The 18,272-nt window shown below is 70.4% G+C and carries 15 protein-coding genes and 1 pseudogene; all 16 read left to right on the top strand.

Features of this window, described 5'->3' with window-relative positions; translation table 11 throughout:
* The coding region (locus HCJ92_RS13585; protein ID WP_338054163.1) for an ABC transporter substrate-binding protein at positions 1-1,256 on the top strand (1,256 nt) is incomplete at its 5' end.
* Positions 1,257-1,463: 207 nt separating this feature from the next.
* Positions 1,464-3,332: a translational GTPase TypA gene (typA, locus tag HCJ92_RS13580; protein WP_167933828.1), complete on the top strand. Its 1,869-nt coding sequence runs from the start codon at positions 1,464-1,466 to the stop codon at positions 3,330-3,332.
* Positions 3,333-3,885: 553 nt separating this feature from the next.
* On the top strand, positions 3,886-5,505 hold the full coding sequence (locus tag HCJ92_RS13575; protein WP_167933827.1) for a peptide ABC transporter substrate-binding protein: 1,620 nt from the start codon (positions 3,886-3,888) through the stop codon (positions 5,503-5,505).
* A gap of 124 nt (positions 5,506-5,629) precedes the next feature.
* Complete coding sequence (locus HCJ92_RS13570) at positions 5,630-6,559, top strand: ABC transporter permease (RefSeq protein ID WP_167933826.1); 930 nt, start codon at positions 5,630-5,632, stop codon at positions 6,557-6,559.
* Entirely contained in the window at positions 6,552-7,499 is a 948-nt protein-coding gene (locus HCJ92_RS13565; RefSeq protein ID WP_167933825.1) for an ABC transporter permease, read from the top strand. The genes HCJ92_RS13570 and HCJ92_RS13565 overlap by 8 nt, the downstream gene beginning before the upstream one ends.
* A gap of 14 nt (positions 7,500-7,513) precedes the next feature.
* Positions 7,514-8,566, top strand: a complete 1,053-nt coding sequence (locus tag HCJ92_RS13560) for an ABC transporter ATP-binding protein (RefSeq protein WP_167933824.1) — start codon at positions 7,514-7,516, stop codon at positions 8,564-8,566.
* A complete protein-coding gene (locus HCJ92_RS13555) occupies positions 8,559-9,599 on the top strand; it encodes an ABC transporter ATP-binding protein (protein ID WP_167933823.1) in 1,041 nt (346 codons plus the stop codon). The genes HCJ92_RS13560 and HCJ92_RS13555 overlap by 8 nt, the downstream gene beginning before the upstream one ends.
* Before the next feature lie 235 nt (positions 9,600-9,834).
* Entirely contained in the window at positions 9,835-11,469 is a 1,635-nt protein-coding gene (locus HCJ92_RS13550) for a peptide ABC transporter substrate-binding protein (protein ID WP_167933822.1), read from the top strand.
* A 90-nt stretch (positions 11,470-11,559) separates the two neighbouring features.
* Positions 11,560-12,483: an ABC transporter permease subunit gene (locus HCJ92_RS13545; protein WP_167933821.1), complete on the top strand. Its 924-nt coding sequence runs from the start codon at positions 11,560-11,562 to the stop codon at positions 12,481-12,483.
* On the top strand, positions 12,476-13,414 hold the full coding sequence (locus HCJ92_RS13540) for an ABC transporter permease (RefSeq protein ID WP_167933820.1): 939 nt from the start codon (positions 12,476-12,478) through the stop codon (positions 13,412-13,414). The genes HCJ92_RS13545 and HCJ92_RS13540 overlap by 8 nt, the downstream gene beginning before the upstream one ends.
* A gap of 7 nt (positions 13,415-13,421) precedes the next feature.
* On the top strand, positions 13,422-14,519 hold the full coding sequence (locus HCJ92_RS13535; protein WP_167933819.1) for an ABC transporter ATP-binding protein: 1,098 nt from the start codon (positions 13,422-13,424) through the stop codon (positions 14,517-14,519).
* Positions 14,500-15,540 (top strand): ABC transporter ATP-binding protein, encoded by a 1,041-nt coding sequence (locus tag HCJ92_RS13530; protein ID WP_167933818.1) that lies wholly within the window; start codon positions 14,500-14,502, stop codon positions 15,538-15,540. The genes HCJ92_RS13535 and HCJ92_RS13530 overlap by 20 nt, the downstream gene beginning before the upstream one ends.
* Before the next feature lie 351 nt (positions 15,541-15,891).
* Positions 15,892-16,086 (top strand): hypothetical protein, encoded by a 195-nt coding sequence (locus HCJ92_RS13525; protein ID WP_167933830.1) that lies wholly within the window; start codon positions 15,892-15,894, stop codon positions 16,084-16,086.
* A gap of 72 nt (positions 16,087-16,158) precedes the next feature.
* Positions 16,159-17,181, top strand: a complete 1,023-nt coding sequence (gene mshB, locus HCJ92_RS13520) for an N-acetyl-1-D-myo-inositol-2-amino-2-deoxy-alpha-D-glucopyranoside deacetylase (RefSeq protein ID WP_167933817.1) — start codon at positions 16,159-16,161, stop codon at positions 17,179-17,181.
* On the top strand, positions 17,178-17,663 hold the full coding sequence (locus HCJ92_RS13515) for a DUF6113 family protein (RefSeq protein ID WP_338054161.1): 486 nt from the start codon (positions 17,178-17,180) through the stop codon (positions 17,661-17,663). Before mshB ends, HCJ92_RS13515 begins: the two co-directional genes overlap by 4 nt.
* A gap of 281 nt (positions 17,664-17,944) precedes the next feature.
* Positions 17,945-18,272, top strand: a pseudogene (locus HCJ92_RS13510) (hypothetical protein); the annotation flags it as partial.

The raw sequence follows: 18,272 nt of genomic DNA, 5'->3' as shown, positions 1-18,272 counted from the left end.
CCGACGAGTGTCAGTGCCAGGACGACGCGCGCGCCGCCCGGCGCCTCGAAGCCCGCGCGGTGGAGGCGGCCGAGGCACACGCCGAGGTGGTCGCCGCCGGCCTGGTCCAGCGCGACGCCGCCTTCGACCACGCGGAGCGGCGCATCTCACAGGGGCTGGCCGGGATCGGTGTCCACCGCGCCTACGCGCCCGCCTACACCCAGCTCGCCGTCAACGGGACCTCGCCGGCGCTCAAGGACGAGCGGGTCCGCTGGGCGCTGGCCCGCGGGCTGGACCGCGAGGCGATCGCCGCGACCGTCCACGGCCCCGCCCGGCTCCCCGTCAGCCCGCTCGGCAGCCACCTGTGGGTTCTGGGCCAGGACGGCTACCAGGACACCAGCGACGGACTGGGCGAGACCGGCGCGGAGACGGCCGCCCGCCAGCTCGACGAGGCGGGCTGGCGCCGCGGCCCCGCACTGCCGCCCGCCGACACCGGGGCCGACACCGTCGACGCCAAGACCGGAGCGCAGGCCGCGCCGACCGGAGTCCCGGTGCGGCTGGGCGCGACCGTCGCCGCCGCGCAGCAGCGCGCGGCGGTGCTGCGCCGCGCCGCCGCCGTGGCCGGGGAGGTCGCGGCCGAGGGACGCTCCGCCGCGCTGGCCGAACCGGCGGAGCTGACCCTCCGCGCCGCCCGCGAGGCAGGTGTCGAGGCCGAGGAACTCGCCCGCTCCACCGCCGCCGCGGTCCGGGTCAAGGCCGGAGCGCCGCTCTCGCTCCGGTTCGTGGTGCCGGACGGGCCGCAGCACGCCGAGATGCGCCGCGTCGGGGAGCGGATCGCCGACATGCTCGCCGGGATGGGCGTCCACGCCGAGCTGGTGGAGGTCGCCGCCGACCGCTACCTGACCGGCCACGTGGTCCCCGGCAACTTCGACCTGGCCCTCTACTCGTGGCCCGCCAGCGCCTACCCCGCCACGGACGCCCGCGCGGTCTTCGCCAAGCCGCAGGGCATCCCCGGCGGCGAGCTGTTCATCGAGCAGAACTACGCCCGCGTCGGCACCGACCACATCGACCAACTGCTGGCGCAGGCCGCCGGCGAGCTCGACGACGAGCGCCGGGCGGAGCTCCTGGGCAAGGCGGACACCCGTATCTGGGCCGCCGCCGGCTCCCTGCCGCTCTACCAGGCGCCGCAGCTGGTGGCGGCGGCCGACGACATCGCCGGGGTCGGCGCCTTCGGCCTCCGCACCCCGCGCTACCAGGACATCGGCTTCCGCGGCTGACCCGCCGCGGCCGAGCTCCCGGTGCGCCTGTGGCCCCGTCCCGCCGGACGGGGCCACAGCCGCGCCGGGTGAGGGACGCGGTCGTCCCGGGGCCGTGCGAGAGGGCGACGCGCAGGCTGCCCGGCCGGGCACCGTACGATGGGGTATGAGGCCGGTGCGTGTGTCTGCCGGGCCAACCCCAACCACCAACCCGGGAGTAGCACCGCCGTGCCCACGCGCCACGACATCCGTAACGTCGCCATCGTCGCCCACGTCGACCACGGCAAGACCACCCTCGTCGACGCCATGCTGAAGCAGGCCGGCGCCTTCGCCGCCCACCAGCAGGTGGACGACCGGGTGATGGACTCCAACGACCTGGAGCGCGAGAAGGGCATCACCATTCTCGCGAAGAACACCGCCGTCCGGTACCACCCCAAGGACGGTGGCGACCCGGTCACCATCAACATCATCGACACCCCCGGCCACGCCGACTTCGGTGGCGAGGTCGAGCGCGGGCTGTCCATGGTCGACGCCGTCGTGCTGCTCGTCGACGCCTCCGAGGGGCCGCTGCCGCAGACGCGCTTCGTGCTGCGCAAGGCGCTCCAGGCCAAGCTGCCGGTCATCCTGTGCATCAACAAGACCGACCGGCCGGACTCCCGCATCGCGGAGGTCGTGGACGAGGCGTACGACCTCTTCCTGGACCTCGACGCGACCGAGGAGCAGATCGAGTTCCCGATCGTCTACGCCTGCGCCCGTGACGGGATCGCCTCGCTGACCAAGCCCGAGGACGGCACCGTCCCGGCCGACAGCGAGGACCTCCAGCCGCTCTTCACGACGCTGCTGGAGACGGTGCCCGCCCCCGCCTACGAGGAGAACGCGCCGCTCCAGGCGCACGTCACCAACCTCGACGCCGACAACTTCCTCGGCCGTATCGCGCTCTGCCGCATCCAGCAGGGCACGCTGCGCAAGGGCCAGACCGTGGCGTGGATGAAGCGCGACGGCACGGTGCACAACGTCCGGGTCACCGAACTGCTGATGACCGAGGCTCTCACCCGCAAGCCCGCGGAGGAGGCCGGCCCCGGCGACATCTGCGCCGTCGCGGGCATCCCCGAGATCATGATCGGCGAGACCCTCGCCGACGCCGAGAACCCGGTGGCGCTCCCCCTGATCCAGGTGGACGAGCCCGCGATCTCGATGACGATCGGCACCAACAACTCGCCGCTGGTCGGCAAGGGCGGCAAGGGCCACAAGGTCACCGCGCGCCTGGTGAAGGACCGCCTGGAGCGCGAGCTCGTCGGCAACGTCTCGCTCCGCGTGCTGCCCACCGAGCGCCCCGACGCGTGGGAGGTCCAGGGGCGTGGCGAGCTGGCGCTGGCGATCCTGGTGGAGACCATGCGCCGGGAGGGCTTCGAGCTGACCGTCGGTCGCCCCGAGGTCGTCACCCGCGAGGTCGACGGCAAGACCCACGAGCCGATCGAGCGCATGACGATCGACGTCCCCGAGGAGTACCTCGGCGCGGTCACCCAGGTGATGGCCTCCCGCAAGGGACGCATGGAGACCATGACCAACCACGGCTCCGGCTGGGTCCGCATGGAGTTCCTGGTGCCCGCCCGCGGCCTCATCGGCTTCCGGACCGAGTTCCTGACCGAGACCCGCGGCACCGGCATCGCCCACTCGATCTTCGAGAGCTACGAGCCGTGGATGGGCGAGCTGCGCACCCGCAACAGCGGTTCGCTCGTCGCCGACCGCTCCGGCGTGGCGACCCCGTACGCGATGCTCAACCTCCAGGAGCGCGGGACGATCTTCATCGAGCCCGGCACCGAGGTGTACGAGGGCATGCTCGTCGGCGAGAACTCCCGCGCCGACGACATGGACGTGAACATCACCAAGGAGAAGAAGCTCACCAACATGCGGGCCTCCTCCGCCGACACCACCGAGAACCTGGTGCCGCCGCGGCGTCTCTCGCTGGAGCAGTCCCTGGAGTTCTGCCGCGACGACGAGTGCGTCGAGGTGACCCCGGACGAGGTGCGCATCCGCAAGGTCGTCCTCGACCAGCGGCTGCGGGCGCGCGCCGCCTCCAAGGCCAAGCACGCCTGACCCGCGCGGCCCCCCGCCCGACGGGTGGGAGGGGCGGCGAACCGAACGAGGGGTGTGACCCCGCCGGACCACCGGCGGGGTCACACCCCTTTTCGGCGTTCTCGGCGTGCCCCTCCCCGCCCGCGCACGCTCGCGCGGCCCGGGGACGACTGCACCCGGAACGGGCATACCGGCGCACCGCACGGACGTCACAGTTGTCACACCAGCATCACCACTCATCGAGAATCTCATACGGAACATGTCAAGAGGGCGTGTCTCGGGGAGGAGTGGCACTGTCCGCATGTCGGTCGCGACTGCAGTGGCAGTGATCACATCTGTCCGTTTCGCGGCAAAGAAACCCATACTCTATGTCCCTTTTGGGACCTGAGTCACGCTGATTGTCACCTCATCGTGATCTCAAATTGCTGACGACGAGGCCGTTATGGCCAATAGTTGGGGCGGTTGTGACTACCGGGACTGTGGTGGTCCGAGTGGTGCCGGGCATGGGCGGGAGTCACGCTCCCTCGCACGAGCGGCGCCTGATGAGCAAATGAATCCCAAGGAGGCAGGGCCCATGCGCGGTGCGCGTAGCGCCAAGTGGGTGGCAGGTGCGATAGGTGTGGCTCTGGTCGCATCCGCCTGCGGCAGCGGCGACGACAACAGCGGCTCCGGCGGCTCCGGTGACGGCGGCGGTGTCTTCACCGTCGACTCCGGTGAGCCCCAGAACCCGCTCGTCCCGACCGACACCAACGAGCAGTACGGTGCGCTGGTCATCGACAACGTCTTCGCCAACCTCGTGGACTTCGACGAGGACGGTGAGCTGGTCTACACGGCCGCCGAGTCGATCGAGCGCAACGAGGACGGCACCGAGTGGACCGTCAACCTCCGGGACGGCTGGACCTTCCACGACGGTGAGGCGGTGACCGCCGAGTCCTACGTCAACGCGTGGAACTGGGCCGCCAACATCTCCAACAACCAGAAGAACAGCTACTGGTTCCAGGACATCGAGGGCTACGACGAGGTCCACCCCGAGGAGGGTGAGGCCACCGCCGAGACCATGTCCGGTCTGGAGGTCGTGGACGAGACCACCTTCACCATCGCGCTGAAGACGCCGTTCTCGTACTACGACTACAAGCTCGGCTACAACCCGTTCACGCCGCTGCCCAGCAGCTTCTACGACGACCCCGAGGCGTTCGGCGAGAACCCGGTCGGCAACGGCGCGTACAAGTTCGCCTCCTGGGAGCGCGAGCGGAAGATCACCCTGGAGGCGTACGAGGACTACCAGGGCGACAACGCGGCGCAGAACGACGGCGTCGAGCTGGTCACCTACACCAACCTCAACGCCGCCTACCAGGACCTGCTCTCGGGCAACCTGGACGTCATCCGCCAGGTCGACACCCAGAACCTGCCGGTCTTCAAGGACGACCTCGGCGACCGCGCGATCAGCCAGCCCTACATGGCGAACCAGACCATCGTCCCGGTCTTCTACAGCGAGACCTGGGAGGACATCGACCCCCAGGTCCTCCAGGGCCTGTCGATGGCGATCGACCGCGAGACCATCGTCAACACGGTCATGAACGGTTCCGTCACCGTCGCCACCGGTTTCGTCGCCCCGGGCGCCAAGGGCTACGAGGAGAACGCCGGCGGCGAGGTCATGGAGTTCGACCCGGAGAAGGCCAAGGAGCTGATCGACGAGGCCGGCGGTGTCCCCGGCAACGCCATCTCGATCCAGTACAACTCCGACGGCGGCCACGAGGCGTGGGTCACCGCGGTCTGCAACAGCATCCGCCAGGCGACCGGTGTCGAGTGCACCGGCGACGCCAAGCCGGACTTCCAGACCGACCTCAACACGCGTGACGCGCAGGAGGTCAAGTCGATGTACCGGGGCGGCTGGATCGCGGACTACCCGCTGAACGCCGCCTTCATGAAGGAGCTCTACGGCACCGGTTCCTCCGCCAACACGGGCTTCTTCTCCAACGAGGACGTCGACCAGATGTTCTCCGACGGTGACTCCGCCGCCTCCCTGGACGAGACCGTCGCCGCCTACCAGGACGCCGAGAAGGAGCTCTTCGAGCTCATGCCGGCGATCCCGCTGTGGCACCAGCAGGTCAACGGTGGCTTCTCGGAGCGCGTCTCCGGCGTCACCTTCGACCCCTCCGGTCAGCCCGTCCTGACCGACGTCACCGTCGACTGAGACGACCGGCGCACGCAGCGGTGAACAGCCGCGGGCGTGCCGTGTGACACGAACAAGGGGGCCGATGCACCACTCCGCGACCCGGGGTGGTGCGTCGGCCCCTCCAAGCTGACTTGGAGGAACCATGGGGCGCTATGTCGTGCGGCGACTGCTCCAGATGATCCCGGTCTTCATCGGGGCCACACTGCTGGTCTTCCTGATGATGTACGCGCTCCCCGGGGACCCGGTGCGTGCGCTCTACGGGGAACGCTCCGTCGACGAGGCGCAGATCGCCGCGATCAAGGCGGAGCTGGGGTTGGACCTGCCCCTCATGCAGCAGTACTGGAACTATCTGCTCGGCGTCTTCCAGGGCGACTTCGGCACGCAGATAGCCTCCCGGCGCCCGGTGATGGACGTCATCACGCAGGCGCTCCCCGCCACGATCCGGCTCACCGTGCTGGCCTTCCTCATCACCGTGGTGCTCGGTGTGGGCATGGGCCTGGTCGCGGGGCTGCGCCGCGGCGGCAAGACCGACCGGGCGATTCTCTTCGTCACCCTGATCTTCATCTCGGTCCCGGTGTTCGTGATCGGCTACGCCTACCAGAACTTCTTCGCCAACACCCTGGGCTGGACGACCCCGACGGTGCGCGACCCCGAGGCCTGGACGCAGCTGATCCTCCCGGCGATGGTGCTCGCGTCCCTCTCGCTGGCGTACGTCGCGCGGCTCACCCGGACCTCCATCGCGGAGAACGCCCGCGCGGACTACATGCGCACCGCGAAGGCGAAGGGGCTCTCCCGCCCCCGTGCCGTCACCGTTCACCTGATGCGCAACTCCCTGATCCCGGTGGTCACCTTCCTCGGCGTGGACATCGGGAACCTGATGGCCGGCGCGATCGTCACCGAGGGCATCTTCAACGTCCAGGGCATCGGCAGCGCCGTCTACCGCGCCCTGTCGTTCCGCGAGGGCGCGACGGTCGTCGGCATCGTCACCTTCATGATCGTCATCTACCTCGTCGTCACCCTGCTCGTCGACCTGCTCTACGCGGTCCTGGACCCGAGGATTCGCTATGCCTGACCAGAACCTCACCGGTACCCGGTCCACCGCCCCGGTCGCGGAGGTGGCGCAGGCGGAGGCGGGCCCCCCGCCCGGCAAGCCGCGCTCGCTGTGGTCCGACGCCTGGAACGACCTCCGGCGCAAGCCCAGCTTCCTCATCGCGGGCGCGATGATCCTGGTGCTGATCGTCATCGCGGCCTTCCCCGGCCTGTTCACCTCGGCCAGCCCGCGCGAGGCGGACCTCCAGGGCGCCTTCCTGCGCTCCCCGGAGCTGACGAAGTTCTTCTCCCCGGAGTGGTTCGGCTACGACAGCCAGGGCCGCTCGGTCTACGCGCGCGTCATCTACGGCACCCGGGCGTCGATCGTCATCGGCGTCTCGGTCACCGTCATCGTGCTGTTCCTCGGCAGCCTGGTCGGCATGATCGCCGGATACTTCGGCGGCTGGGTCGACGCGGTGGTCTCGCGGATCGTGGACACCTTCATGGGCATCCCGTTCCTGCTCGGCGCGATGGTCATCCTGGTCTCCTTCGACGTCCGCGGGAAACTGGTGATCACCCTGGCGCTGGCGGTGCTCGGCTGGACCACCATCGCCCGTGTCATGCGCGGCTCGGTGATCTCGGTGAAGCAGGCGGACTACGTGCAGGCCGCCCGGTCACTGGGCGCCGGGACGTGGCGCATCCTGCTGCGCCACGTGTTGCCCAACGCCATGGCGCCCGTGATCGTCGTCGCCATGGTCGCTCTCGGCGGCTACATCTCGGCCGAGGCGACGCTGTCGTACCTGGGCATCGGGCTGGCCGACCCCGCGATGTCGTGGGGCAGCGACATCAACACCGGCAAGGACCAGATCCGGGTGGCGCTGCACGTGCTGATCTTCCCCTCGATCATGCTGAGCGCCACGATCCTGGCGTTCCTGATGATGGGTGACGCCGTGCGCGACGCCCTCGACCCCAAGCTGCGCTGAGGGAGGCGTACCTGATGACAGAGACAGGCATCGATCTCGTCAAGGACGGGACCGCCGCCACTCCCGGCACCCCGCTGCTGGACGTGCGCGACCTCCAGATCGAGTTCCACACCCGGGAGGGCATCGCCAAGGCGGTCAACGGCGTCAGCTACTCGGTCGAGGCCGGCGAGACGCTGGCGGTGCTCGGCGAGTCCGGCTCCGGCAAGTCGGTGACCGCGCAGGCGATCATGGGCATCCTCGACATGCCGCCCGGCCGCATCACGGGCGGCGAGATCCTCTTCCAGGGCCAGGACCTGCTGAAGATGACCGAGGCGCAGCGCCGGAAGATCCGCGGCAACAAGATCGCCATGATCTTCCAGGACGCGCTCTCCTCGCTGAACCCGGTGCTCTCCGTCGGCTACCAGCTCGGCGAGATGTTCCGCGTCCACAAGGGGGCCTCCCGCAAGGAGGCCAAGGCCCGCGCCGTCGAGCTGATGGACCGGGTCCGGATACCCGCCGCGAAGGACCGGGTCAACGACTACCCGCACCAGTTCTCCGGCGGCATGCGCCAGCGGATCATGATCGCCATGGCGCTGGCGCTGGAGCCGGACCTGATCATCGCGGACGAGCCGACCACCGCCCTGGACGTCACCGTTCAGGCGCAGGTGATGGACCTGCTCGCGGAGCTCCAGCAGGAGTACCGCATGGGGCTGATCCTCATCACCCACGACCTCGGCGTCGTCGCCGACGTCGCGGACCGCATCGCGGTGATGTACGCCGGGCGGATCGTGGAGCGCGGCGACGTCCGTGAGATCTACCGGACCCCCGCGCACCCCTACACCAAGGGGCTGCTGGACTCCATCCCGCGGTTGGACCAGAAGGGCAGCGACCTCTACGCCATCCGCGGGCTGCCGCCGACGCTGACCTCGCTGCCCGCCGGCTGCTCGTTCAGCCCCCGCTGCGACCGGGCCCGGGAAGTCTGCGTCACCGAGCGCCCGCTGCCGGTCACCGTGCTCGACGCCGAGGGCGTGCCCGTGCCGGGCCGCTCCAGCGCGTGCCACTTCTGGAAGGAGACCCTCCATGGCTGACACCACCCGCGAGCCGATCCTGGAAGTGCGCAACCTCGTCAAGCACTTCCCGCTCACCCAGGGGATCGTCTTCCGCCGCCAGGTCGGGGCGGTCCGGGCCGTCGACGACATCTCGTTCACGCTGTACCCGGGGGAGACGCTGGGGATTGTGGGGGAGTCGGGGTGCGGCAAGTCCACCGTCGCCAAGTTGCTGATGAACCTGGAGCGGGCCACCTCCGGGGAGGTCCTCTACAAGGGCGAGGACATCTCCAAGCTGTCCGGGCGGGCGCTGAAGGCGGTGCGGCGGAACATCCAGATGGTGTTCCAGGACCCCTACACCTCCCTCAACCCGCGGATGACCGTCGGCGACATCATCGGGGAGCCCTTCGACATCCACCCCGAGGCGGCGCCGAAGGGTGACAAGCAGGCCCGGGTGCGGGAGCTGCTGGACGTGGTGGGGCTCAATCCGGAGTACATCAACCGGTACCCGCACCAGTTCTCCGGAGGTCAGCGGCAGCGCATCGGCATCGCCCGCGGCCTCGCCCTCAACCCGGAGATCATCATCTGCGACGAGCCGGTCTCGGCGCTGGACGTCTCGGTGCAGGCGCAGGTGATCAACCTGATGGAGAAGCTCCAGGACGAGTTCGGCCTGTCGTACCTCTTCATCGCCCACGACCTGTCGATCGTCCGGCACATCTCCGACCGGGTCGGCGTGATGTACCTGGGGAAGATGGTCGAGATCGGCAGCGACGCCGCGATCTACGACCACCCGACCCACCCGTACACCCAGGCGCTGCTCTCGGCCGTGCCGTTGCCCGATCCCGACGCCCGCGAGGGGCGGGAGCGGATCATCCTCACCGGCGACGTCCCGTCCCCGGCCAACCCGCCCTCCGGCTGCCGCTTCCGCACCCGCTGCTGGAAGGCGGAGGAGCGGTGCGCGGAGGAGATGCCGCTGCTGGCGGTGCCGCAGCGGTACGCGGGTGCCGACACCGCGGTGGCGCACGACTCGGCCTGCCACTTCGCCGAGGAGAAGCAGCACGTCGCCCACGCCTGACGGCGGTGCCGCGCGAGACGCGGCGAACGCGGTACCCGGACGCCGGGCCCCATTCGGGGCCCGGCGTCCGGCGTCGCCGACCGGTGCGCCGCAGCGGCGCGGGGCGGGCGTTGCGGCATCCGAGCGTATTTGGACCGGTGATCACCCGAACGATTTACACATGATGAGAAAAACCCCGCGAAGGGCGCTCTGATGGGCTGCGACTCACGATGTCGGCAGCCCGAGGAGGCACCCGATGCGCAAGGGCACCCGTCTGACGGCGGCAGTCGCCACCGCGACCGCCGTGGCCCTGCTCGCCACGTCCTGCGGCAGCGACTCCGGGGGTGGGGGCGGCGGCGACAGCACGGTGCGCGCCTCCTGGGGCGACCCGCAGAACCCGCTGGAGCCCGCCAACACCAACGAGGTGCAGGGCGGCAAGGTGATGGACATGATCTTCCGCGGTCTCAAGCGGTACAACCCCGAGACCGCCGCCGCCGAGGACGCGCTCGCAGAGTCCATCGAGACCGACGACCAGCAGAACTTCACGATCAAGATCAAACAGGGTTGGACGTTCAGCGACGGCACCGAGGTCACCGCCGACTCGTTCGTGGACGCCTGGAACTACGGCGCCAACATCGAGAACAACCAGATCAACAGCTACTTCTTCCAGTTCATCGACGGCTACGCGGACGTCCACCCCGAGGACGAGGGCGCCGAACCGACCGCCGACACCATGTCCGGTCTGGAGGTCGTCGACGAGCACACCTTCACCGTCCGGCTGACCGAGCCGTTCTCGCTGTGGCCCGACACCCTCGGGTACGCCGCCTACTCGCCGCTGCCCCGGTCGTTCTTCGACGACCACGACGCCTGGCTGGAGAAGCCCGTCGGCAACGGCCCGTACATGATCGACAGCTACTCCCGCAGCCAGTCGATGAGCCTGGTCGGGTACGAGGACTACAGCGGCGACGACGCGGCGCAGAACGACGGGGTCGAACTCCGCGTCTACACCGACAACAACACCGCCTACACCGACCTGCAGGCCGGGAACCTCGACGTCATCGACGACATCCCCGCCTCACAGCTGAACAACGCTGACGCGGACCTCGGTGACCGCTACATCAACCAGCCCGCCGGCATCATCCAGACCGTGTCGTTCCCGCTCTACGACGACAACTGGTCCGGCGACGACATGGTCAAGGTCCGCCAGGGGCTGTCGATGGCGATCAACCGCGAGGAGATCACCGGGAAGATCTTCGCCGACACCCGCACCCCGGCGACCGACTTCACCTCGCCCGTCCTGGAGGAGGCCGGCGGCTACGAGCCGGACCTCTGCGGCGACATCTGCTCCTACGACCCGGAACGGGCCAAGGAGATGATCGACGACGCCGGCGGGCTGCCGGGCGGCAGCGTCACTCTCACCTCCAACGTCGACACCGGATCCCACCGGCAGTGGATGGACGCCGCCTGCAACAGCATCAACAACGCCCTCGGCGACACCGGCGCCTGCACGGTCAACCCGGTGCCGACCTTCGCGGACTTCCGCAACCAGGTCACCTCCGACTCCATGACCGGGATGTTCCGCAGCGGCTGGCAGATGGACTACCCGCTGATCCAGAACTTCCTGCAGCCGCTCTACTACACCGACGCCTCCTCCAACGACTCCGGTTACAGCAGCGAGGAGTTCGACGACCTCGTCAACCGTGCCAACTCGGCGGACGACGAGGACGAGGCGATCGACCTCTTCAAGCAGGCGCAGCAGGTGCTGGTGGACGACATGCCCGTGATCCCGCTGTGGTACCAGAACGGCACCGCCGGCCACTCCGAGCGCGTCTCCGACGTCCGGCTCAACCCGTTCTCGGTGCCCGTCTACACCGACATCACGGTCTCCTGACGCCCCGACCGGGTGCCGCCGGCCCGCCGCCGTCCACGACGGCGGGCCGGCCGCACCCATAGCCCGACCACCTCACCGACAGGAGGGCCCGTGGGGCGTTACGTCATCCGGCGCCTGCTCCAGATGATCCCGGTGTTCATCGGCGCCACCTTTCTGATCTTCCTCATGGTGTACGCGCTCGGCGACCCGGTGACCGGCCTGTTCGGCGACCGGGCACCCGACGCGGCCACCGCCGCCCGGCTGCGCGCGGAGTTCAACCTCGACAAGCCGGTCTGGCAGCAGTACCTGCTCTACATGGGGAACATCTTCACCGGCGACTTCGGCACCGCGTTCAACGGCCGTCCGGTGACCGAACTCCTCGCCCAGGCGATCCCGATCAGCTTCCGGCTGATGCTGGTCGCCATCGTCTTCGAGATCGTCCTCGGCATCGTCCTCGGCGTCGTCACCGGACTGCGCCGCGGCAAGGCCGCCGACACCTCGGTCCTCATGGCGACGCTCGTCGTCATCGCCATCCCGACCTTCGTCCTCGGCACGACGCTCCAGTTCTTCCTCGGCGTGAAGCTCGGCTGGATCAACCCCGCCGTGAGCCCCGCCGCCCCCTTCGACGAACTGCTCGTGCCCGGCATCATCCTGGCCCTGGTGTCGCTCGCCTACGTCACCCGGCTGACCCGCACCTCCATCGTGGAGAACGCCCGCGCCGACTACGTGCGCACCGCCGTCGCCAAGGGACTGCCGCGCCGCCGTGTCACCACCCGCCACCTGCTGCGCAACTCGCTGATCCCCGTGGTCACCTACCTCGGCGCCGACATCGGGACGCTGATGGCCGGCGCCATCGTCACCGAACGCATCTTCAACATCCAGGGCGTCGGCTACCAGCTGTACGAGGGCATCCTGCGGCAGAACTCGCCCACCGTGGTCGGCTTCGTCGTCGTCCTGGTGCTGATCTTCCTCGTCGCCAACCTCCTCGTCGACCTCCTGTACGCCGTGCTCGACCCGAGGATCCGCTATGCCTGAGCCCAACCGGCCGGACACGCCGCTCGACGCCCAGGGCGCCGCGCTCGACGAGGCCGTCGTCACCCGCGGCGAACCCGGACGCGCCCGCAGCCTCAGCTCCGACGCCTGGCACGACCTCCGGCGCAACCCGGTCTTCGTGATCTCCGCGCTGCTGATCCTCTTCCTGCTGCTCATCGCGATCTGGCCCTCCAGCATCGCCAGCCGCGACCCGCTGTACTGCCAGCTCTCGCGCTCGCTGGAAGGACCGGCCCCGGGCCACTGGTTCGGCTTCGACACCCAGGGGTGCGACGTCTACACCCGCGTGGTCTACGGCGCCCGCGCCTCGATCGCCGTCGGCGTCTGCGCCACCCTCGGCGTCGCGCTGCTCGGCACCGTCGTCGGCGGACTGGCCGGCTTCTTCGGCGGGTTCTGGGACGCCCTGCTCTCGCGCACCACCGACGTGTTCTTCGCCGTCCCGCTGGTGCTGGGCGCCATCGTCTTCCTGTCGATGATCCAGCTCAGCGGCATCTGGCCCGTGGTCCTCGTCATCGCCGCACTCGGCTGGCCGCAGATCGCCCGCATCGCCCGCGGCGCGGTCATCACCGCCAAGCAGAACGACTACGTGCAGGCCGCCCGCGCGCTCGGCGCGAGCAACAGCCGCATCCTGCTGCGCCACATCCTGCCCAACGCGGTCGCGCCGGTCATCGTCATGGCGACGATCATGCTCGGCACGATCATCGCGCTGGAGGCGACGCTCTCCTTCCTCGGCGTCGGGCTGCGTCCGCCGACCGTCTCCTGGGGCGTCGACATCTCCAGCGCCTCCGACGGTATGCAGTTCCGGAACGCGCCCCACATCCTGCTCTACCCGGCCGCCGCGCTCTCGCTCTGCGTCCTGGCCTTCATCATGATGGGCGACGCCGTGCGGGACGCCCTCGACCCCAAGCTGAGGTGACGCCCCGATGACGGACGACCGGCTGCTCGAAGTGCGCGACCTGGAAGTCGAGTTCACCACCCGGGACGGTGTGGTGCGTGCCCTCAACGGCGTCAGCTACGGCGTGGACGCCGGCGAGACGCTGGCGGTGCTCGGCGAGTCCGGCTCCGGCAAGTCGGTCACCGCGCAGGCGATCATGGGCATCCTCGACATGCCGCCCGGGCGCATCACCGGCGGGGAGATCCTCTTCCAGGGCCGCGACCTGCTCGGACTCGGCGCCGAGGAACGCCGGAAGATCCGCGGCCCCAAGATGGCGATGATCTTCCAGGACGCGCTCTCCTCGCTGAACCCCGTGCTGAGCGTCGGGTTCCAGCTCGGCGAGATGTTCCGTGTCCACCGCGGCGCCTCCCGCAAGGAGGCCAAGGAGCGGGCGGTCGAGCTGATGGAGCGGGTCCGGATCCCCGCCGCCCGCCAGCGGGTGAACGACTACCCGCACGAGTTCTCCGGCGGCATGCGGCAGCGGATCATGATCGCCATGGCGCTGGCGCTGGAGCCGGACCTGATCATCGCGGACGAGCCGACCACCGCCCTGGACGTCACCGTCCAGGCGCAGGTGATGGACCTGCTCGCCGACCTCCAGCGCGAGTACCGCATGGGGCTGATCCTCATCACCCACGACCTCGGCGTCGTCGCCGACACCGCCGACCGCATCGCGGTGATGTACGCCGGGCGCATCGTCGAGAACGCCCCGGTCAAGGAGTTGTACGCCGCTCCCGCCCACCCCTACACCAAGGGGCTGCTCGACTCCATCCCCCGGCTGGACCAGAAGGGCGGGCAGCTGTACGCCATCAGCGGGCTGCCCCCCAACCTGCTCCACGTGCCCGACGGCTGCCCCTTCCACCCCCGCTGCCCCCGGGCGCGCGACCGCTGCCGCACCGACCTGCCTCCGCTGTACGCGGTGTCGGAGCGGGCCGCCGGCGGCGCCGCCGACGCGACCGCAGAAGCGGCGGAGGCCGCCGCGGCGGACGCGGCCCACGACGACATCGCCCGCGTCCCTGAGGTCGGGGAACGGTCAAGCGCCTGCCACTACTGGAAGGAGACCGTCGATGACGCCCGGCGCGCGTGAGCCGATCCTGGAGGTCCGCGACCTCGTCAAGCACTTCCCGCTCACCCAGGGGATCATCCTCCGCCGCCAGGTGGGAGCGGTGCGCGCCGTCGACGGCGTCTCCTTCACGCTGTACCCGGGGGAGACGCTGGGCATCGTGGGGGAGTCGGGGTGCGGCAAGTCCACCGTCGCCAAGCTCCTGATGAACCTCGAACGTCCGACCGCCGGCGCCGTGCTCTACAAGGGCGAGGACATCTCCAAGCTGTCCGGGCGGGCGCTGAAGGCGGTGCGGCGGAACATCCAGATGGTGTTCCAGGACCCCTACACCTCCCTCAACCCCCGCATGACCGTCGGCGACATCATCGGGGAGCCCTTCGACATCCACCCGGACGTCGCACCCAAGGGCGACCGCCGCCGCCGCGTGCGGGAGCTGCTGGACGTGGTGGGGCTCAACCCGGAGTACATCAACCGGTACCCGCACCAGTTCTCCGGAGGTCAGCGGCAGCGCATCGGCATCGCCCGCGGCCTCGCCCTCAACCCGGAGATCATCGTCGCCGACGAGCCGGTCTCGGCGCTGGACGTCTCGGTGCAGGCGCAGGTCATCAACCTGATGGAGAAGCTCCAGGACGAGTTCGGGCTCGCCTACATGGTCATCGCCCACGACCTGTCGATCGTCCGGCACATCTCCGACCGGGTCGGGGTGATGTACCTGGGGAAGATCGTCGAGATCGGGAGCGACACCGCGATCTACGAGCACCCGACCCACCCGTACACCCAGGCGCTGCTCTCGGCGGTCCCCGTCCCCGATCCGCAGGCGAGAGAGGGGCGGGAGCGAATCATCCTCACCGGCGACGTCCCGTCCCCGGCCAACCCGCCCTCCGGCTGCCGCTTCCGCACCCGCTGCTGGAAGGCGCAGGAGCGCTGCGAGCGGCAGGAGCCGCCGCTCGCCGTGCCACCGGTCCTGGCGGACCGCACCGGCGAGGTGCTGCACGACTCGGCCTGCCACTTCGCCGAGGAGAAGCGGCGCGTGGCGCACGGCTGACGCGGGGCGCGCGTGCCGGCCGGCCGCGCACGACCGGAGGGCGGGGTGGACACGATGGCCACCCCGCCCTCCGTATTACGGCACCCGCACGGCCGTGGTCCAAGTGTGCGGTGTCCGCATATCGGGCGGGCGTCCGCCGAGTTGCCCCCGTGTTAACCACCCGGAGGTGATGTTGTCGGAATTGCCGGACATGGGGGCCCGGTCGCGCTCGTGCGCCCCGGGTCTGCTCCGATGCACCGACCTGTGCGGCCTCACGGACAGTTAGGATCCACGGCGCAGGGTGGGTAGGACTCCGGTAGTCGCACCCCCGTGCCGCTCACCCCTGTCCGCTCGCTGTATCGGAGGTACACCGTGGCCCTGTCCGTCTCCGCGGTGCTGCTGCTCGCAATCCTGGTGTTCATTCTCATCAAGAAGGCCGGGATGAAGACCCTCCACGCGGTGGTCTGCATCCTGTTCGGCTTCTACCTGGCCAACACCAACATCGCCCCCACCATCAACGAGGTGACGTCCAGCGTCGGCGGCATGATCAACAGCATCAGCTTCTGACCGCGGTCCGCTCCGGGTCCGCCCTCCCCACCGGCCCCGGACGCCACCGGGTCGGGCCGATAGGCTCACCCCATGAGTGACGGCCCCCCCGGTGTCCTGCTGGTGCACGCGCACCCCGACGACGAGTCGATCAACAACGGCGTCACCATGGCCGCCTGCGTGGAGCTGGGTGTCCCCGTGACGCTGGTGACCTGCACCCGCGGCGAGGAGGGCGAGGTCATCCCCGCCCCGCTCGCCGCGCTGACCTCCGAGCGGGAGGACCGGCTCGGCGCCCACCGCGTGGCCGAGTTGGCCGAGGCCATGGCCGAACTCGGTGTCTCCGACCACCGGTTCCTCACCGTCGGCGGCGAGACGCCCCGGGACTCCGGGATGATGGGACTGCCCCACAACGAACGGCCCGGCGCCTTCTGGGGTACCGACCTCGACCGGGCCGCCGTCGAACTGGCCGCGGTGATCCGCGAGACGCGTCCCGGCACCGTCATCACCTACGACCCCGACGGCGGCTACGGCCACCCGGACCACATCCAGGCCCACCGCGTCGCCACCCGCGCCGTCGAACTGGCCGCCGCCGAAGGGCCGCCCGGCGCACGCGCGGGCGTCCCGGCAGCCGCCGCGCCCGCCGCTCCCCATCGCGTCGCGCGGGTCCTGTGGAACAGCGTCCCGCGGACGGCCGCCGAATCCGCCCTCGCCCGGCTGCGCGAGTCCGGGCCGCGCGGCGACGCCGGTACGGCGGGCCCCGGGGGCGGCCCCGCCGTCGAGGTGGCCTCGCTGGCCGACATCCCCGGCGTCGTCGACGACACCGCGATCGACTGGCGCGTCGTCGGCAGCGACCGACAGGTATCGGCCAAGGCGGCGGCCATGCGCGCCCACCGCACCCAGGTCACGGTGGTGCCCAGCCGCTCGGCCGCGCCGGAGACCGAGTTCGTCCTCTCCAACTTCCTCCTCCAGCCGCTGTGGTCCACCGAGTGGTACCGGCTGGCCGCCGGCGAGCCGTTCGGGGCGGTCGACGCGGGCCCGTTCCTGCCCCCCGGCGGTGACACCGTCGGCGACAGCGGCGTCACCGAGGCGCCGCGGCCGGGGCCGGTGCGGCCGTGAACGGCCCCGAACGCCCGGAGCGGGTGAGGGCCGAGCGGGTGAATCCGGAGCGGCCGGCGGTCGGCGGCGGCCGACGCACCGGAGCCGCCCGGGTGTTCGGCTACGTGGGGCTCGGTCTGCTCGGCTTCCTGGTCGCCGTCGCCGGAGCCCTCGTCCAGGCCGCCTGGTTCCCCCTCGGGCTGCTGCTCGCGCTCGGCGGCGCCGTCGGCCTGTTCTGGGGCGGCGCGCTGCTGACGCGCGCCAAGCTCGGCGTGGCGGTCCCGGCCGGACTGTGGGCGGTGACGGTCCTGGTCCTCACCGCCTCCCGTCCGCAGGGCGACTTCCTCTTCGGCGCGGAGGCCTCCAGCTACCTCTTCCTCTTCGGGGGGATGGGCGCCGCCGGGCTCTGCCTCGCCCTCGCACCGGCCGACCGCCCGCTCTTCGACCCCACGCGCCCGCTCGGCGGGGGCAGACCGGACGCATCCGCCCGTAAGGGCGGCTGAACACCCCGGCGGGCACTCTCCTTACCCATCGAACGTGGCTGCCAATCCCGCCACCGGCGGATACCACGGGGCGGGTCCCAGTATGGTGGGGCTCGCCGTTCGTTCCCGGCAGATCGCGGACCGGCCGGTGAAACCAATCGGGAGATCCTGCCTTGAGTCGTGAAAAAGACAGCCCGACCCCCTCGTTCGGGGGGCGGGAGCCCTACGGGGACAGCCCCACTCCGGGTGCGTCCGACGGACCTGGCGCCTCCGCGCCCGGTGACAAGAAGACCGAGACCACGATGACCACGCGCATCCGGATCAACATCCCGGGTTCGCGTCCCATTCCACCCGTGGTCATGCGCGAGACGGTCCAGAAGCAGGACGAGCCGCCCACGCCGCCCCGGCAGTCCGGCGCGCCCGAGGCAACGAGCGGTGCCGAGCCGCCCAAGGCCGGGCGCCCCGACCCGGGGCAGCCCGCCGGGAAGAAGGCGAGCTCCTGGTTCGAGCCCCGCAAGCCGCTGGCCCCGGGAGCGACGCCCCCCGGCGGGGTTCCCCGTCAGGACGGCGCTGCCGAGGGCGTCCCGCGCGGAGACACGCCGCCCGGCGGCGTCCCGCGCGGAGACACCC

It is taken from the genome of Streptomyces spiramenti (assembly GCF_012034385.1).
GTDB lineage: Bacteria > Actinomycetota > Actinomycetes > Streptomycetales > Streptomycetaceae > Streptomyces > Streptomyces spiramenti.
Note: the sequence above shows the minus strand (reverse complement) of the source record. Positions and strands in the feature narration are given on the sequence as shown.